The organism is Massilia luteola (assembly GCF_034420155.1).
Lineage (GTDB): Bacteria > Pseudomonadota > Gammaproteobacteria > Burkholderiales > Burkholderiaceae_D > Telluria > Telluria luteola.
This window is the reverse complement of record NZ_JAXOFN010000011.1, coordinates 98,447-120,981: the sequence shown is the minus strand read 5'-3', so window position 1 is coordinate 120,981 and position 22,535 is coordinate 98,447. Positions and strand designations below refer to the sequence as shown.

Here is a 22,535-nt window from a genome sequence, read left to right as displayed (position 1 = left end):
CCGTACCTCACGCCAGCACGACGATCACTTCCCGGGCCCGCGGCCGACGCCGCTGTTGGCCGCGCCTGGCGTCGCCAGTTCACCCGCCGGCGTCATCACCGTGCCCGCCGGATGGGAGTTGGCGAGCGGGCCGGTAAAGGCAATGCCCGTGCCCGCCACGCTGGCTCCGGCATCATGGGCGAGCGCCAGCGGCGCCGCGAGCGTCAGCCTGCCTGCCCGCCACGCCGTATCCACCGCTGCGACGGTACCCTTTTCTTCATCGGCGCCGCTGCCGATGACCACCGCCTGGCCGACCGCGAACTGGCGCGGGTCGTCGACGCGGACGACGGTGGCGCCCTTGTCCGCCGGTGCCGATGCACGGGTGATCCCGGGCGAACCGACCGTTGCGACCGTCAGGGTCTCGGCATTGGCGCCCGCATCGATGACGACGGCCTGGCCCGGGGAAAAGTGCGCGACCGTGACGGCCTTGACGGTCGTCGATCCCGCAACCGCCGCGCCTGTCCTGACCGAGTCGGACGTCACGAAATCCGTGCAATCGTGATCGCTGTCCTGGCCGTCCGGATAACGCCTCGTGCTGCCCTGGGTCGCATCGATCTGGCCGAGGTGGCCGCTGGACGGGATGCCCGGCAGGTCGCGCCGCTCCGCATGCGCGCCGGGGATGCCAGGCGCGCCCGCGTAGCAGGTGGCGTCCTTGCCGGCGGCCCCGCGAAAGCCGGCGGACGCCCACGGATCGACGATGCCGCCGTAGTTCAGGCTGTCGACCACATGTCCCGCCGCATCGCGCAGCACCATGCTGCCCGCTTCCCGCGATAGTTCGGGGCCGCCAAACCATTGGTCCGGCTTGCCCTGGAATCCCGCGCTGGTCACGGTGTCCACCCGCACCACGGCATCCGTGTCGTGGGCGTAAGCCAGGGCGCGGTCCAGCACGATCCCGCTGCCGGCCGGGCGCACGGGTTCGTTGCTCGAGTGCGCATGGCGGGTGGCGGGATTGAAGCTGATGCCGGTACCGCGCACGCTGAACGGCAGGTTGGCGGCATGGCCGTACTTCAACGGCGCCGCCAGTTCGAGGCCCGTGCCCGGCTCCACGAACGGTTCGCTGGCCACGTGGCGCTTGCCGAGCGCCGGCGAAATCGTCAGGGTGAGATCGGCACCCGGCTGGCCCGCGACATTGACGATGTCGACGGTTTCGAGATTGCCGGGCGCACCGATCACGGCTTTGCCGGGCGTGTAATCGATGTTCTTTCTCACCGGGAAGCCAAACGCGCCATGCACGACGATCGTCGTGGCGCCGGCGGCGGCATCGCGGGCCAGGCTGGTGCGCCGGGCGGCGGTGCCCACGTTCTTGACGGTGACCATATCGATGCCGTGGTCGACGCTGTCGATGTCGAGCCGGATCGTGTCGCCAACCGCGATGCCATTGGTCGACGTCACCTGGATCGTGGTCGAGCCCGCCGCCGCGTCGAGACCGAGCCACGCCTGGTTGCCCGCCGTGCCGACGCCGGTAATGGTCACTTTCTCATAGTGTTCGGTCGAGCGACCGACGACGGGATACGTGGTGCCGTAGCCGAGGGCCAGCGTATCGCCGACGGCGAAACCCTTGGTGGTGGTGACCGGGACGCTCGTGGAGCCGGCCGGAATGGTGATGATGGGACCGTCGGGAAGCGGCTGCCACAGCGGTGTCGCCTCGCCGGCCGGCGTGCCGACCCGGACGACCTTGCGGATTTCGCGGTCCCGACCGCTGCCGACCGCGATCGTGTCGCCCGGCTTGATGCCGTCGACATTTCGCACGTGGATGGTCGTGTCGCCGGGCGTGGCGGGCAGCACCAGGCCCGAATCGGCCAAGCCCAGGACATAGAAGCCATGCGGTGCCAGCCGGGTGTCGGCAGGAATCTTCACCGTCGAGAACAGCGCCTCGCGCGCCGCGTGCTGGGCGAAGGTCCAGTTCGAGATATCGACCGCTTGCGCACCCGCGTTGTACAACTCGATGAAGGCATTGGTCGGATTATTGCTCGCGCCGTCGCTCAGGCGGAATTCGTTGATCTTCACGGGCGCCACGTTGCGGACTTTCGCGACGGCCGAGGCGGTGCGTCGTGCGTGGCTCGCGGAATCCGTCCAGGTTGCCATGCCGTTCAGGTCACCATTGAACGGGGCGGCGCCGGACCTGACCGTGAAGGCCGCATGCACGCTGTCACCAGGCGCGATCGCGTCGGCGAAGGTTTTCGCCGGCGCCGCCGTGCCGGCCGCCACGGCGCGCCAGCCCGCCGGCACCGCCATCGACAGCGTGGCGCCCTGGACGGGCTGGCCCGTCGTGTTCGTAAACGTGACCGTCATCTCACGGGATTCCAGCGGCACGAAGGTGTGCAGGCCGGATGGCGCGTCGGCAACGGATTTGGTCCCGACACTGACGGCCGCGACATCATAGCGGGCGGCCGCCACGTTGTGCGCGACCAGTTGGTCCGTGTCGTTGGAAGGATAGGTGCGCGGCGCCGTCATCGCACCTTCGTAGAACGTGCCTTGCGACGCGGCGCTGTTGTCGCCGCCATTGCCGAGGATGACGGCGCCCTGCTTGCGCATGGGATCGTATGACGCATCGATCCGGCGGCCTTCATACATGACGGCCAGTTGCCCCCGCCGGGCATCGCCGCCCAGCGTCGCCCAATGTCCCGGCTTGCCTTTCGTGACGGCGGTGATGAAGCGCGCGCCGAGGGTGGGCACGCCGGCGCACAGCTTCGATTTGTCGTCGTTGACGCAACCGACAAGATTGTTTTCCTGGTCGGCCATCACCCACGGCCCGGCACCGCTGCCACGATACCACCCGGTCGCATCGCCGAAATAGATTGCCTCCATCGTGCCGTTGTCGTCGTCGATGCTGTCGATCTCGCCGTTGCCGTAGTCGAAGCAGCAACCCTGGTTGTAGTGGTAGCCATTGATGACGGCGTATTGCCCGCCCGCCTGGTCATCGACGGGCACGCCCTTCGTGTCGTTCAGGCGCAGGCCCATGCCCGGCGCGATATACACGCCGTAGACCTTGTGTCCCATGACCGTGACCGGCGCCAGGTCCGCCAGCGGCAGATTGTCGATGCCGCCCAGCGCCGGCCCCGTCCACGTGCCGCGCGGCGCCTGCACCAGGTGATTGCGCTTGCCCGACTGGTCGTACAGCACCGTGATCCAGCAATAGGTATTGGCGCAAAACGCATCCTGCGCCGCCGCGTTCGCGTAACCGCCGGCATCGGGAACCGGCAGGCGCGCAGGTTGCACGACGCCGATGTCGAGCGTTTTCCCGTCCGACTGGCGCATGACCTGGTACAGCGGCCCGTCGTACGCGGCATACAGCGCGCGCGTGCTGCTGTGCGCGGCGACGCAGGGCGCATCTGCCTTCGCATAGATGTCGCAGGGGCCTTCCGGACGGACCGGGAGGGCGCGCGCGGCGGTTTTCGGGGCTGCCTGGGCGGATGCCCAGGGCAGCACTCCGCTCGACATGAACGCCAGCGTGATCGCCAGGCCGGCGGCAAATTTCAGGATTCGCATGTATTCGTTCTTTTCGATGACCGTCGGGAATGATTTGTGATCGATAACCAAATCACGGAACCGTTCATCGTAGAATGAAATACATAGCCTTGACCAATTACTTTTTCTCTTCGACCGATATTCGATTTGCAATGCCTTCGTGCCCCGGCCCGGCCAGCCTCAGCGTGGCGTCGAACCGTTCCGTCCGCGCTGGTCCGCCGCACGGGCGACGATCGCATCGGCGCGCGCCTGGGCACGGGCTTTCTCGGCGGGCGTCAAGCCGGCACCGATCTCGTCGAGGAAGGGGCCGTTGAACGGAATGGCCTGCTGCTCGGGCACGCCGTCCAGCTTGACCATGATGTCGCGCAGCGCCATGCCGTAGGCCAGCGCGCTCTGCCGGTCGGCCGCGATGGCGGGATGCCCGAACCAGAAACCGGTGAACACCTGGTACAGGCTGGACCAGTAACCCTGCTCGGCCCGCTCGTCCAGCATCCCGTTGACGCGCGCCTTCCATTCCTTCACGAGCGGATCGTCGGGGCGCGTCGTGAGGGCGGTCGGGTCGCCGAACGGGCCTTCTTCGACCAGTTCCGCCAGCGCGCCGGGAACGAACGCGCGCGCGGCGCGCTCGAGGTGGTCGATGCGTGCCATCTTCATTCGTTCGGTCAAGGTCGCGCACGCATGCGCGGGGTCGGCGAGCACTTCCCGGTCCATGCCTTCGCGCGCGGGCAAGTGCCTGGTGCGCTCGAATACGACGCAGGCATGCAATAGCCACCAGGCTTGAAACGCGTCGTGCGGATCGCCGCTCGCGGCCAGGCGCTCGACGCGCCGCGCCAGCGGTTCGGCCGGGGCCGCCTCGGGCAGCGGCGCCGGTTCGCCCAGGCCGGACAGCCACGCCGGCCCCGTCGGCCCCGTCCCCGTTGCCGCGGGCGCCGTCGACGCCGCCGGCGCAGGCACGGCGGCAGGCGCAGGCGTGCCCGGCGGCGCCGGGCGCCACACCGGCAGCACCAACACGACGACCAGGCCCAGCACGGCGCCTGCCGGCACGACCGTTTTCCACCTCATGTGCGCTCCGCGTTCCCTGTTCATGGACAGCCTAACAAAGCCTTCCCCGCCGCGGCAACGCCGGCGCTGTAACAGGTTGTTGCAGCGAAACTACTCTTCATGCATCCGTACCATAATGCGTACGTATTTGATGGGCAGCGCACAGAATAATCCGGTACGCAGAGGTAGACTGTATACATGAGCACACATAAAAAACTGGCGGCGGGTATGGCTGGCTTTGCCAGCATGCTGTGGCTGGGCCTCACGGCCGCGGTCGCGGCGAACCAGCGCCGCCTCGTGTTCAACCCCACCGTCGAGCGCGAAGTGCTGCATCCGCGCAGCAGCGGCCACCGCACCCGTCCCGTCGTTCTGCGCGCCAAGGACGGCACGCGGCTGTCCGGCTGGCTGATGACGCCGCCGATGCCCGGCTCGCGTCCCGCCGTCATTTATTTTGGTGGGCGCTCCGAAGAAGTGTCCTGGGTCGTGCGCGATGCTGGCAAGCTCTTTCCCGGCATGGCCGTGCTGGCCGTGAATTACCGCGGCTATGGCGACTCGCAGGGCGATCCGGCCGAAGCGCACATGGTCGACGATGCCTGCATGCTGTTCGACTGGATGGCCGCGCACCACCACGTCGATCCGCGCCGTATCGCCGTCGTCGGCCGCAGCCTCGGTTCCGGCGTGGCCGTGCAGGTGGCGAAGGAGCGGCCCGTGCACTCCGTCGTGCTGATCACGCCGTACGACTCGATCCTGGCGCTCGCCAAGCGCAAGTTCCGCGTGATGCCGATCGAATACATGCTGCGCCACCGCTTCGAGTCGATCAAGTACGCGCCCACGCTCAAGGCGCCGACCTTCGTGCTGCGCGCGGCCAGCGACGATATCGTGCCCCATTCGCACACCGACCAGCTCGTTTCCAAGCTGGCCCGGCTGATCGCGGACGAGACGGTGCCCGATTCGGACCACCTGAACATCCCGTACCTGGAAGACACCCAGGCCCGCATCGCCCGTTTCCTCACGTCGCAGTTCGCCTCGGCGCCGGCGGCGATCCCATCCCCGGCCGTGTCCGAGATCGTCGTGCCCGCGGTCAAGGCGCCGGCCGCGGCGGCCGTCGCCGCCCTGCCCGTGCCGCCCGCCCTCCCCCTCGCCGAACAATAAGCACAGTGGTTTTCTATACGAAACCGGCTGGACTTGCGGTCATTTATATTTTAACCATATAAATTGCGAAGTAAAATCGTATTTGCCACGAATAAACGGGCTGATGCATAGTTCCGAAAATCCCCCCTCCCAGCACAGCCGTTGCGCCGGTACAATACGGGATTCAGGAGCCAAATCGATGAAATTCAAGCATATTTGTATGACGATCGCGGCGCTGTGCATCAGCGCCAGCGCCAGTGCCGACATGGCCGGCGCGAAGCTCGCGATCGTCTACGATGCCGGCGGCAAGTTCGACAAGTCCTTCAACCAGTCCGCCGCCGAAGGCGTGGCCCGGTTCACCAAGGAAACCGGCGTCAAGGTGTTTGAAGCGCAGGCCAACTACGACACCCAGGCCGAGCAGGTGCTGCGCGCCCTCGCGCGCAAGAAGCTGCTGCTGATCGTCTCGATCGGCTTTTCGCAGACGCAGCCCGTGCAAAAGATCGCGGCCGAATATCCGAACGTGCACTTCGTCATCATCGACGGCAATGCCCAGGGCAAGAACGTCAATTCCGTGCTGTTCAAGGAGCAGGAAGGGTCTTATCTCGTCGGCGTCGCCGCCGCGATGGCCTCGAAGACCAAGACGATCAGTTTCGTCGGCGGCATGGACATCCCGCTGATCCGCGCGTTCGCCTGCGGCTACGAGCAGGGCGCGAAAGTGGTCAACCCGAAGATCCAGGTGCTGCAGAACATGGTCGGCACGACGAGCGCGGCCTGGAACGACCCGGCCAAGGGCGGCGAACTGGCGCGCGCGCAGTTCGACCGCGGTTCCGACGTCGTGTTCGCCGTGGCCGGCGGCTCCGGCATGGGCGCCCTGCAGATGGCCAAGGAAAAAGGCAAGCTGGCGATCGGCGTCGACTCGAACCAGAACTATCTATACCCGGGCACCATGCTGACGTCGATGGTCAAGCGCGTCGACAACGCCACCTACGAAGCCTTCATGAAAGCCCGCAACGGCCAGTTCACGTCCGGCATCACGTACGAAGGCCTCAAGGAAGGCGGCGTGGACTGGGTGCTCGACAAGGACAACCGCATGGTCGTCACCCCCGAAATCGAAAAACGCGTGCTGGCTGCGCGGGCCGACATCATCGCCGGCAAGGTCAAGGTGGTCGACTATCGCGCGGCCGGTTCCTGCCCGCAGTAACGTAGCGAATGGTTGGAAGATCGAAGCGCGCCGCGCCGGTTCGAAGCCGGCGCGGCGCGCTTTTAGATGAATGCATCCCTTTTACTCTGTCTACCGAAAACGGACCGCTATGCAGTCAGCCGTAGAATTTCGCAACATTAGCAAAGCCTTCGGGGCGGTGCAGGCGAATGCCGACGTCAGCTTCTCGATCGCCAAGGGCTCGATCCACGGCGTGATCGGGGAAAACGGCGCCGGCAAGTCGACCCTGATGAGCATCCTGTACGGCTACTACAATGCCGACGGCGGCCAGGTCCTGGTCGACGGCCAGGCGCGTGACATCCGCACCAGCCACGAGGCGATCGCGCTCGGCATCGGCATGGTGCACCAGCACTTCATGCTCGTCGAGAACATGACCGTGCTCGACAACGTCATGCTGGGCAATGAAGGCGGTTTCAAGCTGGCCGCCAGGCGCGGCGCCGTGGAAGCGACGCTGCGCGAGATCTGCGACCGCTACCGCCTCGACGTCGATCCGCTCGCGACGGTCCAGGACCTGTCCGTCGGCGCGCAGCAGCGCGTTGAAATCCTCAAGCAGATCTACCGCAGCGCCAACATCCTGATCCTCGACGAACCCACCGCGGTGCTGACCGCGCAGGAGACGGCGTCGCTGTTCGAGATCCTGCGGCTGTTCAAGGAACAGGGCAAGACCATCATCCTGATCACCCATAAGCTGCAGGAGATCATGGAGATCACGGACGAGGTGACGGTGATGCGCGCCGGCCGCGTCGTCGGTGCGGTGCGGACGGCGGAGACGTCGAAGGAACAGCTGGCGAACCTGATGGTCGGCCGTCCGATCCAGAGCGAGCTGCCGCGCGCGCCGTTCAACCCGGGCGCCGACGTGCTGAAGGTGTCGAACCTGCAGTTGAAGGACGCGAACGGCGTCGCCCTGCTGTCCGACATCGATTTTACGCTGCGCGCGGGCGAGGTCGTCGCGATCGCGGGCGTGTCGGGCAATGGCCAGAGCGAGCTGCTGGAGATCCTGTCCGGCATGCGCCTGCCGACGAGCGGAAAGGTCGAATTCCTCGGCCGGGCGCTGCCGTACCAGGGCCGCACGAACGCGGACGGCCTGCCGGCCACGTTCCGCACGCTCGGCATCGGCCACGTGCCGGAAGACCGCCTGCGCGACGGCGTGATCAAGGATTTCTCCGTCATGCAGAACACGGTGTTCGGCTACCAGGACGACGTGAAAAACCGCTGGGGCCTGTTCGACTATAAGAAGATCGCGCAGCGCTGCGCGCACCTGATGACGGCGTTCGACGTGCGTCCGAACAATCCGGACCTGCGCATCGGCCTTCTGTCGGGCGGCAACCAGCAGAAGGTCGTGATCGCGCGCGAAGTGGCGGCTAAGCCGAAGCTGATGCTGGTCGGCCAGCCGACGCGCGGTGTCGACATCGGCACCATCGAAAGCATCCACACGCAGTTGCTGCGCCTGCGCGACGAAGGCGTGGCGATCCTGCTGTCGTCGGTGGAACTGGAAGAGGTGCGCGCGCTCGCCGACCGCATCATCGTGATGTGCGGCGGCCGCATCGCCGGCATCCTCCCCATCGACGAATTCGACACCACCCGCATCGGCCTGCTGATGGGCGGCATGCACAAGTCCTGACCATGAAAAAAACCGAACTCCCACGCTGGGCCACGGGTTTCGTCCTGCCCGTCCTGAACCTGATGTCGGCGCTGCTCGTGGCGGCGCTCGTGATCCACCTGCTGGGCGAGAGCCCGTCGGCATCGCTGGGCATCCTCGTCGACAGCGCCATCCTCGATCCGGAAGGCCTCGCGTACACGCTGTTCTACGCGAGCACCTTCATCTTCGCCGGCCTCGCCGTGTCGGTCGCGATGCAGGCGGGTCTCTTCAACATCGGCGCCGAAGGCCAGATGTACGTCGGCGGCCTGGGCCTGACCTGGGCCGTGCTGGCGCTCGACGGCCACCTGCCCGGCTGGCTGATGATCCCGATCGCGATGGTCGGCGCCGCCGTCTTCGGCGCGTTGTGGGCCTTCATCCCGGGCTACCTGCAGGCGAAGCGCGGCAGCCACGTGGTCGTCACGACGATCATGTTCAACTTCATCGCCGCGAGCCTGATGAACTTCGTGATCGTCAAATACCTGATCCCGGAAGGCCAGCAGAACCCGGCCTCGCGCGTGTTCGCCGACAGCGCCGCCCTGCCCCTCTTGAATAAGCTGCTGCCGGTGCTGGGCGACACGCCGCTGAACATCAGCTTCCTCCTCGCGATCCTGGCGCTCGTGATCTACGGCGTGATGGTGTGGCGTTCGAGCTGGGGCTACCAGCTGCGCGCGACGGGCCTGAACGCCAACGCCGCGCACTACGCGGGGGTGAAAATCAGCCGCACGATCATCGTCACGATGCTCGTGTCGGGCGCGCTGGCCGGCCTCGGCGCCGTCAACTCCGTGATGGGTTCCACGCACTACCTGAGCCTGAACTTCCCGGCCGGCGCCGGCTTCGTGGGCATCGCCATCGCGCTGATGGGCCGCCAGCATCCGGTCGGCATCTTCCTGTCGTCCGTGCTGTTCGGCGCGCTGATCCAGGGCGGCTTCGACCTGTCGCTGGAAAAGCCGAACATCCCGCAGGAGACCTTCATCTTCATCCAGGGCCTGATCATCCTGTTCTGCGGCGCGATGGAGAATTTCTACGCCCCCGCCATCCTGAAACTGATCAACCTCACCCGTACCGACAAGGGGGTTTGAATGGAAGACTTCCACATCGCCAGCATCATCGTCTCCACGGTCCGCAACGCGCCCGTGCTGATGTTCGCCGCGCTGGCCGGCCTGTTCGCCGAGCGCTCGGGCGTCGTCGACATCGGCCTCGAAGGCAAGATCCTCGCGTCGGCGTTCGCGTCGGCCGCCGTCGCCTACGTCACGCAGAATCCGTGGTACGGCATCCTCGCCGGCATGGGCGTGTCCGTCGCCCTCGCGATGGTGCAGGCATTCGTGTCGATCACGCAGAAAGGCAACCAGCTCGTGTGCGGCATCGCGATCAACATCGCCATGAGCGGCCTGACGTTCGTGCTCGCGCAGTTCTTCTTCCAGCAGGGCGGCCGCACGCCCGACCTGCGCAACGCGCGCCTGCTCGACGTGACCCTGCCCGGCACGGCGACCCTCGAGCACATCCCCGTCATCGGCTGGCTGTACGGCCACCTGATCGGCGGGCAGTCGGTGCTGGTCTATGTCGCGTTCCTGCTGCTGCCGGTCGTGCACTGGGTCGTGTACCACAGCCGCTTCGGCCTGCGCCTGCGCGCCTGCGGCGAGAACCCGCACGCGGCCGACGCGGCCGGCGTCTCGGTCGAACGCACGCGCTATCTGGCCATGTTCGTGGCGGGCGTGCTGTGCTCCTTCTCGGGCGCGTACCTGACCCTGGTCCAGAGCGGTTTCTTTTTGCGCGACATGTCGGCCGGCGCCGGCTACCTGGCGCTGACGGCGCTCGTCTTCGGCAACTGGCGGCCGCTGCACACGGTGCTCGGGTGCCTGATGTTCGGCCTGTTCGGCGCGATCCAGATCCAGCTCGAAGGCGTCGACATTCCCGTCGTCGGCCGCTTGCCGGGGTCGTTGATCCAGGCGATTCCGTACATCGTCACCGTGATCGTGCTGGCCGGCCTGATGGCCAAGTCGGTCGCGCCGAAGGCGATCGGCAAGCCGTTCGTGAAATCGCGTTAAAGCGCATCGGCAGGCGCAGGGCGGGCATTTGAGGCCGGGGGCCTCAAATGAAACGAGCCCGCGCGTAACGTCGGCACATCGCAAACGTCCGCGCGGGCACAGGATGCCCACCCAGCGAGGTCATTCGTTCGCGCGGCGACTCGACCTCGCCAACGTCCACGCAAACCCCACGCCCACCGACGCCCCGGTCGTCTTCTCGAACAACGGGCTGTCCTTGTTCGCATTCCCCGCATAGCTGTCCATCCGGACGAACCCGAACACCCGCACGTCCGGATCGATCCGAACCGTGCCGAACACGCCCGTCCGCACGAGCATCAAGCCGCCGTCCGCCCGATACGCCGGCCGGTCCGCCGTCGCATACTGCGGCGCGACCTCGTAGAAATAGCGGTGGATGCGCGCATCGCCGAACAAGGCGCCCAGCTGCGCTTCCATCGTCCAGCGACCCGCATCGCCGCGCCGTTCCCACACGAAGCGCGGCTCCGTCGTCCAGCCCTGGCGGCGCACGCCGCCGCGCCCTTCGATGACGGCGCGCAGCGGCAGCTCGAAGCGCAGGCGTCCCGCGTCGCCCAGGTCGGCGAATTTGTATTTCACGCGCGGGCCGAATTCGACGAGCGTGCCGAGATCCGGCATGCCGCGCCGTGCCGCCACGTCCTTCGAATGCGCGGGCAGCGCGGCGGCGAAGCCGACGTCGAATTCGACCTTGTCCGTGTCCAGCAGCCGCGCGCCGACGCCACCCTGGTCCACGCGCAGGACCTTGCCGCGATACAGGAGAAACGGCAATGCGAGAACGCGGTTGCTGCGGTCGGATGCGCCCGGATACGCGGGCGTGCTGAACGCGGCGGCGCCCACGCCCGCTTCCCACAGGGGCAGGTTGCGTGCATCGGGTTCGGCGGCCAGCGCAGGCAGCGCGAGGAGCAGGGGTAAAGGCAAAGCGAGACGAAGCATGGTAGTGGTCCGGAACGAGTTGCCGCAGATTCTAACGGCACGCGCCCCCGCGCGGCGCGCGGCGCCATGAAAAAAACCGCCGCGGCCTCATGAGCACGCGGCGGTTCGCGAAGGGATGGCGCCGGGGTTACGGCCAGATCGCCTTCAACAATTCGGCCAGGTTGTAGCCGCCCTTGATCATCTGCGTCTTCGCGAGCGCCGAACTGGGCACGGGGTAATCGTTCGGCACTTCCAGCGTCCACGTGTAATAGGTCTCGCCCTTCTTGCCCACCTGCTGCACGATTTTCCCCGCGGTGACGCCGGCGAACGCCAGCTTCGACACGGCCAGCGTATCGTCCGCCCACTGGTATGGCCACGTCACCGGGTCGCCCGTGTTGTGCGCGACGTCCGGCTTGCCGTCGATGACGGCCTGGGCAAACTGCTCTGGCGTCTTCGTGCGGATGCGGCGGAACGCGTAGTCGACCGTCGTGCTGTCCCAGTACGAGTGGAACGGCTTCGTCAGCGCCTTCGGCACGCCCGGCTTGACGGGCTTCGGCTCGCCCGGCGGGATCAGGTTGGCGGACATCTGCTCGATCTTCGCATCGTCCATCAGGAAGTTGTTGCCGCCGCGCGAATCGAAGACGACCGTCTCGTCGATCTCGGCCTTCGTCTTCGGCACGACGAAGCGCCCGTCCTTGTCGACGAAGGCGGCGCCCACGTGCAGCGGCTGGACGATGTCGCCGGCCAGGTGGGTGACGAGGATCAGCGCCTGGCGTCTCGTGAATTTGTGCGGGTTGGTGGCCGGGGTGTCCTTGCCCTGCAGGACGGCGATCGCTTCCTTGAGGGTCTGCACGATGTCGTCGTCGGCCGTGCCGGCGGCGCCGTCGTGATAGTGGTCGAGCTGGAATGGCACGTCGGTGTAGTGGTACTCGCTGTGCTTCGGGTTGGCGTTCACGTACTCGATCATTTCCGGCGTCTGCGGACCGCACCAGTTGCCCTTCACGCAGTCGGGCCAGGTGGAGACGGCCGCCAGCGATTCGCCCGGCAGCAGCAGCGCCTTCACTTCGGCCTCGGCGTGGGTGCCCTTGATCAGCTTGTCGGCGATGGCGCCGACGGCGCGGTGGCCGTCCGTGCCCCAAGCGGCCGCGTCCAGCGACACGAAGGCGCCGGCCAGCGCCACGATGCATGCGATTTTCTTCATTGAGGATCTCTCGTTCATACAGTTTATATCGTTAGCGCACCTTGTGGATGCGCTGCGGCGCAGCCAGGCTCGTCGCTCCCAGCTCCGGATGCTTCTGCAAATACGCGATCAGGGTGTCGAGGTCGCGCAGGCCCGTCTCGACGCGGCGCGTGCCGCTGGCGAACATCGGGATGTTGTCGCCGCCCTCGGCCAGGAAGTTGTTCGCCACCACGCGATAGGTTTTGTTATCGTCGAGCGGCGCGCCGTCCACCTTCACGCCCGCCACGCGGCGCCCGGGTGGCTGCGTGCCGTCCCAGTCATACGCCAGGCTGCCCGACACGGCCAGGATCGACGGCTCGGACGACGCCGGCCGGTCCCACTGCTGTTCGAGCACGCGGCGCAGCTGGGCGCCGGTGAGGTCCATCACGACGAGCGTGTTCCCGAACGGAAGCACGGCCTGCGCCTGGCCGAAGGTCACGACGCCGCCCGCGCCGGCTTCCAGGTCCTTGCGGATGCCGCCCGGGTTCATGAAGCCGATCTGCACGCCCTGGTCGCGCGTGGCGGCGACGGCCGCGTCGGCGATCACGTCGCCCAACGCGGATTCGCCCGACGGCGCCTCGCGCCGCGCGATGGACGCCGCGATGCGCGCCACCGGCTTGGCCAGCACCGCGCGGCTCTGCGCGCGCACGTCGGCGAGGTAGGCGGCCAGGCCGGGATCGGGTGTGAACGCATCCGGCGCCATCACCACATTGCGCACCTGGATGTCCTCGACGGCCTTGGTGGCCGGATCGAGGCGCAGGCGGATGCGCGACAGCAGGTGGCCGTAGGCGTCGGCCTGCGTGACGACCTTCCCGTCCACCTTGCACAGATAACCCGTGTGCGAATGGCCGCTGATGACGAGGCGGATGGCCGGGTCGAGCTTCCTGGTGATGGCGACGATGGGACCGTGCAAGGTGTCGCAATCGGCCTTGTCGTACGGCTGGTCGGCGAAACCGCCCTCGTGGATCAGCACGACGAATACCTGCGCGCCCTGCGCGCGCATCGCCGGCAGCACGGCATTGATGGACGCCGCTTCGTCGTTCACGGCCAGGCCCTTGATCGACGAAGCGACCGTCACGGAGGCGAGATCGTGCAGCACGGCGCCGATCAGGCCGACCTTGACGCCCTTGACGTCGACGATGCGCCAGCCCGGCACGAGGTTCTTGCCCGTCCGGGCGTCGACGACGTTGGCGGCGAGATAAGTAAAACCGGCGCCCTTGAAGTCCGGCGCGAAGCGGCAGGCCTTGGCGGGCCGCGGCGAATCGCAGCCGCCGTGCTGCTGGCGCAGGAGTTCCTTCGGTCCCTGGTCGAATTCGTGGTTGCCGAGCGAGCTGGCGACGAGTCCCATGCGGTTCATCGCCACGATGCTCGGTTCGTCCGCGAACATCGACGACACGGCGGGACTCGCGCCCACGAGGTCCCCGGCCGCGACGAACAGCAGATCCGGGTCGTCCTTGCGGAATGCGTCCAGCGCGCCTTTCAGCACGTCGATGCCGCCGGCCTGGATGGTGCGCGGTTGCGTCGAACCCGGCGGCGTATAGGTGTATTTGCTGGGTTCGAGGTTGCCGTGGAAGTCGTTCAGCGCGACGAGGTTGATCTCGATGGGCCGGTGCGGCGTTCCGGCGGCCGGCCCGGACGGCGTGCCGGCGCAGCCGGACAACAGCAGCGCGACGGCCAGGGCCAGTGGACGGGAAGCGATCATGTGAAGCCTTTTGTCATGCGTAAAAGCAGCCATCGATTATGGCATGCGGTCTCTCCGCGCTGGTCTTTACGGGCGGCGATACGACGAGAAAAAAACGGCCGGTGTCGCCACCGGCCGTCTTCGTTACGTCAGGCCGCGTCCATCAGAACTCGTACTTGACGGTGACCTGTGCGGCCCACTGCGATTCGCCCTTGACCTGGCGGATCTGGTACGGGTCGACCGAGGTGCGGACCGCGTACACATAGTGGCCGTTCGCATCCAGACCGGCGTAGTCGACGAAGCCGCGGGTCTGGCCTCCCGACGAGAAGAACGGCACCTCGTTGATGTGGCCCCACTTCTTGTTCAGCAGGTTGCCGAAGTTGAGGATGTCGAACGAGATCGACGCCTTGTTACGCTTGAACATGCCCGGGATTTCCTGGCTGAGGCGCAGGTCGATGCTGTTGGTCCACGGCGAGAAGTCGCTGTAGCGGGTCACGACGCCGCCGGCCGCGCTGCGCAGGGCCTTGTTGGCATTGACGACGTCCCAGAAGCGCTGCTCGTTGGCGTGGTTGGTCGCCGTATCGCCCGCGAACACGACCTCGCCCGAACCGAAGGCTTTCGGGATGTACAGCAGGTCGTTGCCGCCGACGCCGTCGCCGTTCATGTCGTTCTTGAAGGTCCAGCTGTACGGCTTGCCGGTACGGCCTTCGTAGAACACGCCGAAGCGGGTCTTATAGGTGCCGAAGAAGGCCTTCTCGAAGTTCAGCAGCGCGTTGATGCGGTTCTTGACCAGGTAGGCCGAGTTGGCGGCCACGTCTTCGTTCGGGTTGTAGATCGAACGGGCGTTGAAGTTCGAGCCCGACGTCGACGACGTCAGGTTCGACACTTCCGTCGCGTAGGTGTGGCTCGCCGCGACCGACCAGCCGAAGCCCTTCGTCATCGGGTAGGACAGCGACAGGGTCGACACGCGGGTCTCGCCCTTGTCGGTGCCGGTGACCTTGATCACGTTGCCGAAGGCGGAGTTGGACAGCGACTTGGTCGTGTTCGTGCAGCCCTTCTTGGTGCCGACCGAGTTGTTACCCACGCTCCAGCAATTGGCGTCCAGGCCGCCGGCGTTCCAGAACATCTGGCGGCCGTCCGGCGAGGTGCGCGTCGACGTGCCCAGGTTCAGGCTCTGGAAGTAGATGCCGTCCTTGGTGTGGGCGTACAGCAGCTCGGCGCCGGCGACGAGGCCGTACCACGGCAGTTCCGTTTCGAACGCCAGGTTGGCTTTCCAGATCGACGGCTGTTTCAGGTTCGGATCGAGCAGGTCGACGTTGGCGGTCGGCGGGGTGGAGCCGCCCAGCGTCGGCTGGTTGTTGACGTCGGTGCTGAACGCGCCGCTGGCCGTCGGCGGGCACTTCGTGTTGCTGGTGGCCGAGCAGGTGATCTGCTGGGTCGTCATGCCGGTGTTCTGGAACGGGTTGGCCAGCCACACGCTCATGGCGGCGCCCTGGAACAGGCCGGCGCCACCGCGCAGCTGCATGCGGCGCGGCGTGTCGAAGTTGTAGTTGAAGCCGAAGCGCGGCTGGAACAGCTTGGTGCCGTCGATGGTCTGCTGGTTGTTGTAGCCGAAGCCGCCGGTCTGGCGGCCGTTCGGCACCAGCACCGCTGCCTGGGCCACTTTCGGGTTGGCGACCGGCTGGCCGCCGACGCCCACGTCATCCACGCGGAAGCCGTAGTTCAGGGTCAGCTGGCGGTTGACGTTCCACGTGTCCTGCAGGAACAGGCCCGTGTTCGTCATGTTGAACCCGGCGACGGCGTCGTTCAGCGTGAAGCCCGGTGCCGGCACCTGCAGCGTGTACGACGTGAAGCGGCCCGTGCGCAGGTTTTCCAGCACGGCGGCTTCGACCTGGGCTTGCGACGCGGTGTTGCAGTTGATGCTGCCGAACGAGTAGCTCAGGCTGTTGTCGCAACCGAAGGTGTAGTTGCCGTACACGTTCTGCAGGAACGCGTTGTAGATCTTGTTCTTCTGGTAGTCGGCGCCGAACTTGAGTTCATGGTCGCCCAGCGTCCAGTTGGCGCCCGCGTAGTAATCCTGCGTACGGGTACGCAGCGAGTTCATATGGCGCGAGTTGTCCGTACCCAGGTTGATGGTGCGGCTGCCGGTGGTCACGCCGCTCGGGGTGCCGGCCGGCACGGCGCCGGTGAACTGCACGCCGATGGTCGGCAAGGTCGTGTTGTTGGTCGGGACGGAGTCGTAGTTGCGTGACGACGCCTTCAATTCGGTCGAGAAGGTCGGGGTCCAGTCCGAGAACAGCTGGGCCACGGTGGTCTCGATCTGCTTGCCCTGCGAGTAGTACGCGGAATCCAGGCTCAGGCCGGTGGCGCTGAACAGCGAATACTGCGGCTCGGCCTGCGTCGTGCGCTGGTAGCGGATGTTGGCGCGCTGGTTGTCGCTGATGTTCCAGTCGACCTTGAGCATCTGCTCGCGCGAGACGAAGTTGCCGCCGCCCTGCGCCAGGCCGCCGGCGTTGACGCCGTACTGGCTCTTCATGATGTTCTGCACGGCGGCGATTTCGGCCGGCGTGATGGCGACCGTCGTGCCGTTGCTCGAGCCGATCGGCCCGAAGTCCGGCGCGTTGCGCGAGGAATTGGTTTCTTCCGACAGCGCATACAGGAACAGCTTGTCCTCGACGAGCGGGCCGCTCGCCCACACGCCCTTGGTCGTTTCCTTGAACGGCACCGGATCCGAATAGCTGTCGTTGGCCGAGTTGTAGCGCTGGCCGGCCAGGCGGTCGTCGCGGTACACGTAGTACACGCCGCCCTTCCACTGGTTCGTGCCGGACTTGGTGACGGCGTTGATGTTGCCGCCGGTGTAGCCTTTCTGCGTGACGTCGTAGTTGGCGACGTTCACCTGCGTCGACTGGATCGCTTCGATCGAGATCGGCTGGCGCGCGGTCGGGCTGCCGCTCGCTTCCAGGCCGAACGTGTCGTTCACGTTCACGCCGTCGACGGTGATCGAGTTGTAGCGCGAGTTCTGGCCGGCGACGGACAGTTCACCGCGTTCCTTGTCGGTCTGCGAGACGCGCGGATCGGCACGGGCATAGTCCTGCAGGTTGCGGTTGATCGACGCCTGGATCTGCAGCTGGGTGTTGCTGATCGCGGTGCCGGCCCCCATGTTGGAGCGGCTGAAAATGTCGGAACGGGCGCGGTTGCCGGCGATGGTCACGGTCTGCATCGGCGCGCCGACGGTGGCGTCGACGGTGGCGGTTTCCGCCAGTTGCAGATAGATGCCTTCGCGTTTTTCGGTGACGCCGTCCTTGGTGATAATGATCGTGTACGGACCGCCGGTACGCAGGCCGCGCGCGATGTAGCGGCCTTCGGCGTCGGCGACGACGTTGCTGACCGAACCGGATTCGGTGTGGATGATTTGCACCGAAGCGCCGGCGGCCGGTCGGCCATCCGCGCTCGAGATACGGCCACCGACAGCCGACGTCGTGTTCTGCGCCAGGGCCGGCGCACCCGCGAGCGCAATCGACAGAGCCAGCGCCAGCTTGGTCAGCTGGATCCGTTTTTGATAGATCATTGATTAACCCCAAATAGACTTGATTTTATGGTTGGGAACGGAGTTCCCCCTCGAGTACTGCAAACTCTCGGACCGGCCAGCTCATGACGGCCAGTCTGTATCCGGTCGAACTGCTGTCTTGTCGATGCATTTGTGGATGACAATGCACCAACAAAAGGCAGCGCACGCGAGTCTAGCGGCTTATTGTTTCCAGGCTATTACACCGGAATCCGCTCTATTTCTTGGCCGTTGCATTAATAAAAGACCAATATGCATGAAGGCTCTTATCGAGACAAATACGTTTTCTTTTTTGAATTTATAGCTTGCGCGTATAAGTCGCTTAAAAAACGGGCATGACGTCGCGTGCAGCTTGTCTTTTCCCTCAGGATCGGACACGGCGGGATTATAAATGCGGCATTCTCTGATGAAATTCTTTCGCTTGTTTTTTAGGCAAACGGAACGAGAAATCGCGGGATTTGTAGCGAGTTGGCCACAGAGACCGCCTATGCATATGCGCTTTCCACGCAGTCAAGGCGGCAACAGTCGTTGGGGAGGATAACCGGCGGCGGAGCCGCCGCCGGCAGGCGGGGAATTACTGCGACGTTCAGTGCTTCACGGCGGTGCGGTCGAGCGCCACGACATCCGCCTCGAAACGCGCATACCGGGCATCGAGCTGGCGCGTCAGGCGCGCCTTGTCGGCGTCGGGCAGGAAGCTGTAGCGGATACTGTTGTAGGACGCCTTTTTCACTTCCGCGTAGCTCGGCTTGTAGCGGCTGGCGAACAGCACGTACTCGTGGGCCAGGTTATGGCGGGTCACGCCGGCGTCGTCGGTCGAGATCACGTACGGCACGCCATACTTGCGGTACAGCGTGATCGGGTGGTCCTGGCCCTGCACGCCCTCGATGAAGGCGTTCGACGTCAGGTTGATCTCAACCGGGATGTTCTTCTCCCGCATCGTCTTCATGATGCCGACGGCGTTCGTCTCGTGCGCGAGGTCGATGCCGTGGCCGATGCGCTGCGCGCCCGCCACGTTCAGGGCCTGGTCGATGTGGTACTTGAGGTCTTCCGGCGGCACGTCGCCCAGCGCCAGCTCACCCGCGTGCATGGCCACGTTGACCTTCGGGTAGACCTTCTTCAGGAAGCGGAACATCTGCATGTGCAGCGTGTAGTCGCGCATCGACACCATCTGGCTTTCCTGGCCCACGATGTTCACGCCGACGATCTTGCCGCCGCGCGCCGCCGCCTCGAACGCGGCCAGCATGGACGAGAACACGCGCGACGGCGAGAACAGGCGCACGACATAGGTCTGGTAGCGCATCGTGAAGTTGTCGTCGTCGATGCCCTGCGCCGCGTCGTTGACCGTCTTGACGAAGCCGTCGACCGACGCCTTGAAGGCCGGGCTGGCGTCGAGCTTCTGGCGCGCGGTGTCCAGCAACTGGGCGAACTTCGCGTCGTCGCGCGCGGTGTCCCAGGCCCGCTTGTCGAACTCGGGGTCGGAGATCGTGTCCGGGCTCTTGAACATCGTCTCGATGTAGCCGACGTTCTCGGCGAGCGCGCGGTTCTTCAGCTCGAGGAGGCCGTCGTGGAAGTTGTGGTCGGAGACGGGGCCGAAGTAGCCGAACGTCTGGAAGAACTGGCGGTCGGGCGGCGGCTGGACCGCGCCGTGGTTATTGAAATCCTTGCTCGACCAGTGCTGTAGCAGCTCGCGCCACGTGGCGTCGTCGGCGTACACGTCGGCACCCGACAGGCAGGTGCGGTCCTTCGGCTGCTTGGCGCGTTCGGCGTCGACGAGGCTCTTGTCCGTCTCGATGCGGTAGGTCAGCTTGTTGACGCACGCGCCCTGCTTGTCCAGCCAGTCGACATAGGTCTCGGCATAGATCGCGCCGGAATAATGGTGGTGCAGGTCGCCGCCCTTGGGCATCTGCGAGAAGAACAGGACCAGTTCCGCCGTCTTGGGCTCGGGGCCCGCGATCAGGGCGGCATAGTGGCGCGCCGTGGCCGCTTCGTTGGGGCCGGACGCCGGCGGGCGCGCGGAAGCGGTGGCTGTGAGGGCCGCCAGGGTGATCAGCAGGCTGCTGCTCAGGGTTTTCGTCATATCGGTCTCGGCTGGTGAGTGATCGGTGGCAGCCCGTCTCCAACCGCTGAACCAGACACCGTCGCCCCCGCGAAGGCGGGGCCCAAGCTTGCGCAGTGCCTGCGCACGAAACTCGGGTTCCCGCCTGCGCGGAAACGACGTGATAACGCGGTTCCGCGTGCTCGAATTACTGCGCCCGCTCGTGCACCCGCTTGCCCGCCGCATACGTGGCGCGGATGGCGCGGTCGTCGCCCAGCAGGGCCAGCGCGAACAGGTTTTCCTCGAGCGAGTCGCTGTTCGCCGTGCGGCGCGCCAGCAGCGGCGTCGCCTTCGGATCGAGGACGATGAAGTCGGCCTCGGTACCGGCGGCAAAATTGCCGATCGTCCCTTCGAGCTGCATGCTGCGCGCGGCGCCCAGCGTGGCGAGATAGAACATGCGCAGGGCCGGGAGATAGCTGCCTTTCAATCGCGCAACTTTATACGCTTCATTCATTGTTTGCAACATCGAGAACGACGTGCCGGCGCCGACGTCGGTCCCGAGCGACACGTGGGCCTTCACGCCGTCCGCCTTGGCGACGTCGAACAGCCCGCTGCCCAGGAACAGGTTCGACGTCGGGCAGTGCGAAATCGCCGAGCCGGTGTCGGCCATCAGCGCGAAGTCGACGTCGTCCAGCCAGATGCAGTGGCCGAACATGGCGCGCGGCCGCATCAGGCCATAGTGCTCATAGACTTGCAGATAGCTGCGGCGCTCCGGGAACAGGCCCTGCACCCACGCGCATTCGTCGCGGCTTTCCGACACGTGGGTCTGGATGTACGTCGTCGGGAACGCGCGCGCCAGTTCGCCCGCCGCGCCCAGCTGGGCCGGGGTCGACGTCGGCGCGAAGCGCGGCGTGATCGCGTACAGCGCGCGGCCGTTGCCGTGCCAGCGTTTGATGAGGTCTTCGCTGTCGCGCAGGTCGGCCGTGTCGCGCAGGAAGTCCGGGCAGTTCCGGTCCATCAGCACCTTGCCGCCGGCCATGCGCAGGTTGCGCGCGGCGCTGGCCTCGAAGAACGCGTCGACCGATTCCTTGTGCACCGTGCAGTAGACCAGCGCCGTCGTCGTGCCGTTGCGCAGCAGTTCGTCCAGGAAGAACTCGGCGACGGTGCGCGCGTGCACCGGGTCGGAAAACTGGCGCTCGGTCGGGAACGTGTAGTTCTCCAGCCACGGCAACAGGTCCGGCGCGGGCGAGCCGATCATGTCGGTCTGCGGGAAGTGCAGGTGCGTGTCGATGAAGCCGGGCGTGATGATCTGGCCGCGGTAGTCGACGATGCCTGTCCCGGGCGGCAGCGTCGGCGCCAGCTTGTCGTAGTCGCCGGCGGCGAGCACGCGGCCGTCTTCGACGACGAGCAGGCCGTCCTCGTGCCAGGCGTGGGCGTTGTCAAGCAGCGCCGGATCGGCGTGGAAGTGCAGCAGGCTTGCTCGGTAGGCCTGCACGTTGCGGGTATCGTTGGACATCTTAGTCTTGTTCCAGTAAGGCGGGGGTTGCGGTCGCGAGAGGGGCGGACCTGGCCGCCGCCTCCCAGACCATCAGCAGTTGCGCGACGACGGAGACGGCGATCACGGCGGGCTCCTTGCCCTTGATGCCCGGGACGCCGATCGGGCACACCATGTCGTCCAGGCGCGCGCGCGACACGCCGCGGTCGCGCAGGCGGTGCTCGAACTGCTTGCGTTTGGTATCCGATCCGATCAGGCCGAACCAGTCCCGGTGCGCGGGCCGCCTGAGGATCGCTTCGGTCAGGCGCTGGTCGAGCGCGTGGTTGTGCGTCATGACGAGGAAGCACGTGCCGGGGGCGGCCTGGCGCGCCAGGACTTCCGGCATGTCGGTCGCTTCCACGACGACGTTGGGCGGGATCACAGTCGGAAACATGTCCTCGCGTTCGTCGACCCACGTCACGCGGCACGGCAGGTCCGCGAGCAGGCGCACGATGGCCGCGCCCACGTGGCCGGCGCCGAACAGCATCACGTGCGCGCGCGGCGCCTGCACGTGGTCGACCAGCCAGCGCCGCTTGTCGCCGTCCAGCAGCACGCGGGTACCGCCGCTGCGCTCGAAACCCGGGTAGCGGCCGCCCTGGACGAGGATGTTGTGGCCCAGCGCATCGACCAGCGCGCGGTCGGGCTCTCCGTCCAGCGCGACGAGGCGCCAGCAGTCGTCGTGGCGGCGCGCCGCCAGCTGCGCGCAGTGGTCGCGGTCGACGAGTTCGAACGCGAGGTGCACGACGCCGCCGCAGCATTGGCCGAGGCTGGGGCCGAGCGGGAAGCGCTCCAGCCGGCGCGCTTCGCCCTTGTCCAGCATGGCGCGCGCGGTCTCGATGCCGCGCAGCTCCAGGTGGCCGCCGCCGACGGTGCCCCACTGCCCGTGCGCGTCGACCAGCATGCGGGCGCCGGGTTCGCGCGGCACGGAACCGTCGACCCGCGCGACCGTGATCAGCACGGCCGCCTGGTCGGTGGGGATGAGCCAGTCGTCCATG

At 66.3% G+C, this 22,535-nt stretch carries 14 protein-coding genes; 5 read left to right on the top strand and 9 right to left on the bottom strand.

All coding sequences use genetic code 11. The features are described 5' to 3' along the window. Nucleotides 1–24 precede the first annotated feature (24 nt). Both U9J41_RS13430 and U9J41_RS13425 read right to left on the bottom strand, forming a co-directional pair. A complete protein-coding gene (locus tag U9J41_RS13430) occupies nucleotides 25–3,528 on the bottom strand; it encodes an arabinofuranosidase catalytic domain-containing protein (protein WP_322402699.1) in 3,504 nt (1,167 codons plus the stop codon). Nucleotides 3,529–3,687: 159 nt separating this feature from the next. Continuing rightward, complete coding sequence (locus U9J41_RS13425; protein ID WP_322402698.1) at nucleotides 3,688–4,569, bottom strand: hypothetical protein; 882 nt, start codon at nucleotides 4,567–4,569, stop codon at nucleotides 3,688–3,690. A gap of 177 nt (nucleotides 4,570–4,746) precedes the next feature. Here U9J41_RS13425 and U9J41_RS13420 point away from each other — a divergent pair, with 177 nt between their 5' ends. The 5 genes from U9J41_RS13420 (at nucleotide 4,747) to U9J41_RS13400 (ending at nucleotide 10,582) form a co-directional block, all read left to right on the top strand. After that, nucleotides 4,747–5,700: an alpha/beta hydrolase gene (locus tag U9J41_RS13420; protein ID WP_322402697.1), complete on the top strand. Its 954-nt coding sequence runs from the start codon at nucleotides 4,747–4,749 to the stop codon at nucleotides 5,698–5,700. A gap of 178 nt (nucleotides 5,701–5,878) precedes the next feature. Beyond that, nucleotides 5,879–6,880 carry a BMP family lipoprotein gene (locus U9J41_RS13415; protein WP_322402696.1) on the top strand — a complete coding sequence of 334 codons (1,002 nt, stop codon included), beginning with the start codon at nucleotides 5,879–5,881 and terminating at the stop codon, nucleotides 6,878–6,880. A 109-nt stretch (nucleotides 6,881–6,989) separates the two neighbouring features. Then, nucleotides 6,990–8,519 (top strand): ABC transporter ATP-binding protein, encoded by a 1,530-nt coding sequence (locus U9J41_RS13410; RefSeq protein WP_322402695.1) that lies wholly within the window; start codon nucleotides 6,990–6,992, stop codon nucleotides 8,517–8,519. A gap of 2 nt (nucleotides 8,520–8,521) precedes the next feature. Continuing rightward, a complete protein-coding gene (locus U9J41_RS13405; RefSeq protein ID WP_322402694.1) occupies nucleotides 8,522–9,616 on the top strand; it encodes an ABC transporter permease in 1,095 nt (364 codons plus the stop codon). Further along, complete coding sequence (locus U9J41_RS13400) at nucleotides 9,617–10,582, top strand: ABC transporter permease (RefSeq protein WP_322402693.1); 966 nt, start codon at nucleotides 9,617–9,619, stop codon at nucleotides 10,580–10,582. Between the two features lie 120 nt (nucleotides 10,583–10,702). On the opposite strand, the gene U9J41_RS13395 is transcribed toward U9J41_RS13400, so the two are convergent. From U9J41_RS13395 to xdhC, 7 genes are all read right to left on the bottom strand, one after another. Then, nucleotides 10,703–11,527: a MipA/OmpV family protein gene (locus U9J41_RS13395; protein WP_322402692.1), complete on the bottom strand. Its 825-nt coding sequence runs from the start codon at nucleotides 11,525–11,527 to the stop codon at nucleotides 10,703–10,705. A gap of 127 nt (nucleotides 11,528–11,654) precedes the next feature. Next, nucleotides 11,655–12,707 (bottom strand): S1/P1 nuclease, encoded by a 1,053-nt coding sequence (locus U9J41_RS13390; protein ID WP_322402691.1) that lies wholly within the window; start codon nucleotides 12,705–12,707, stop codon nucleotides 11,655–11,657. Nucleotides 12,708–12,738: 31 nt separating this feature from the next. After that, nucleotides 12,739–14,427 carry a bifunctional metallophosphatase/5'-nucleotidase gene (locus U9J41_RS13385; protein ID WP_322402690.1) on the bottom strand — a complete coding sequence of 563 codons (1,689 nt, stop codon included), beginning with the start codon at nucleotides 14,425–14,427 and terminating at the stop codon, nucleotides 12,739–12,741. Nucleotides 14,428–14,569: 142 nt separating this feature from the next. Beyond that, nucleotides 14,570–17,974, bottom strand: a complete 3,405-nt coding sequence (locus U9J41_RS13380) for a TonB-dependent receptor (RefSeq protein WP_322402689.1) — start codon at nucleotides 17,972–17,974, stop codon at nucleotides 14,570–14,572. Between the two features lie 583 nt (nucleotides 17,975–18,557). After that, nucleotides 18,558–20,048: an adenosine deaminase family protein gene (locus tag U9J41_RS13375; RefSeq protein WP_322402688.1), complete on the bottom strand. Its 1,491-nt coding sequence runs from the start codon at nucleotides 20,046–20,048 to the stop codon at nucleotides 18,558–18,560. A gap of 166 nt (nucleotides 20,049–20,214) precedes the next feature. Further along, nucleotides 20,215–21,522, bottom strand: coding sequence for a guanine deaminase (gene guaD, locus U9J41_RS13370; protein ID WP_322402687.1), 1,308 nt, complete (start codon nucleotides 21,520–21,522; stop codon nucleotides 20,215–20,217). 1 nt (nucleotide 21,523) lies between these two features. Then, on the bottom strand, nucleotides 21,524–22,534 hold the full coding sequence (gene xdhC, locus U9J41_RS13365; RefSeq protein ID WP_322402686.1) for a xanthine dehydrogenase accessory protein XdhC: 1,011 nt from the start codon (nucleotides 22,532–22,534) through the stop codon (nucleotides 21,524–21,526). Between the last annotated feature and the right edge of the window lies 1 nt (nucleotide 22,535).

Coding starts and splice junctions, on each gene's coding strand:
- U9J41_RS13395 (WP_322402692.1), bottom strand. CDS start 11,527: ATGCTTCGTCTCGCTTTGCCTTTACCCCTGCTCCTCGCGCTGCCTGCG.
- xdhC (WP_322402686.1), bottom strand. CDS start 22,534: ATGGACGACTGGCTCATCCCCACCGACCAGGCGGCCGTGCTGATCACG.
- U9J41_RS13375 (WP_322402688.1), bottom strand. CDS start 20,048: ATGACGAAAACCCTGAGCAGCAGCCTGCTGATCACCCTGGCGGCCCTC.
- U9J41_RS13415 (WP_322402696.1), top strand. CDS start 5,879: ATGAAATTCAAGCATATTTGTATGACGATCGCGGCGCTGTGCATCAGC.
- U9J41_RS13400 (WP_322402693.1), top strand. CDS start 9,617: ATGGAAGACTTCCACATCGCCAGCATCATCGTCTCCACGGTCCGCAAC.
- U9J41_RS13405 (WP_322402694.1), top strand. CDS start 8,522: ATGAAAAAAACCGAACTCCCACGCTGGGCCACGGGTTTCGTCCTGCCC.
- U9J41_RS13410 (WP_322402695.1), top strand. CDS start 6,990: ATGCAGTCAGCCGTAGAATTTCGCAACATTAGCAAAGCCTTCGGGGCG.
- U9J41_RS13380 (WP_322402689.1), bottom strand. CDS start 17,974: ATGATCTATCAAAAACGGATCCAGCTGACCAAGCTGGCGCTGGCTCTG.
- U9J41_RS13390 (WP_322402691.1), bottom strand. CDS start 12,707: ATGAAGAAAATCGCATGCATCGTGGCGCTGGCCGGCGCCTTCGTGTCG.
- U9J41_RS13425 (WP_322402698.1), bottom strand. CDS start 4,569: ATGAGGTGGAAAACGGTCGTGCCGGCAGGCGCCGTGCTGGGCCTGGTC.
- U9J41_RS13430 (WP_322402699.1), bottom strand. CDS start 3,528: ATGCGAATCCTGAAATTTGCCGCCGGCCTGGCGATCACGCTGGCGTTC.
- U9J41_RS13420 (WP_322402697.1), top strand. CDS start 4,747: ATGAGCACACATAAAAAACTGGCGGCGGGTATGGCTGGCTTTGCCAGC.
- guaD (WP_322402687.1), bottom strand. CDS start 21,522: ATGTCCAACGATACCCGCAACGTGCAGGCCTACCGAGCAAGCCTGCTG.
- U9J41_RS13385 (WP_322402690.1), bottom strand. CDS start 14,427: ATGATCGCTTCCCGTCCACTGGCCCTGGCCGTCGCGCTGCTGTTGTCC.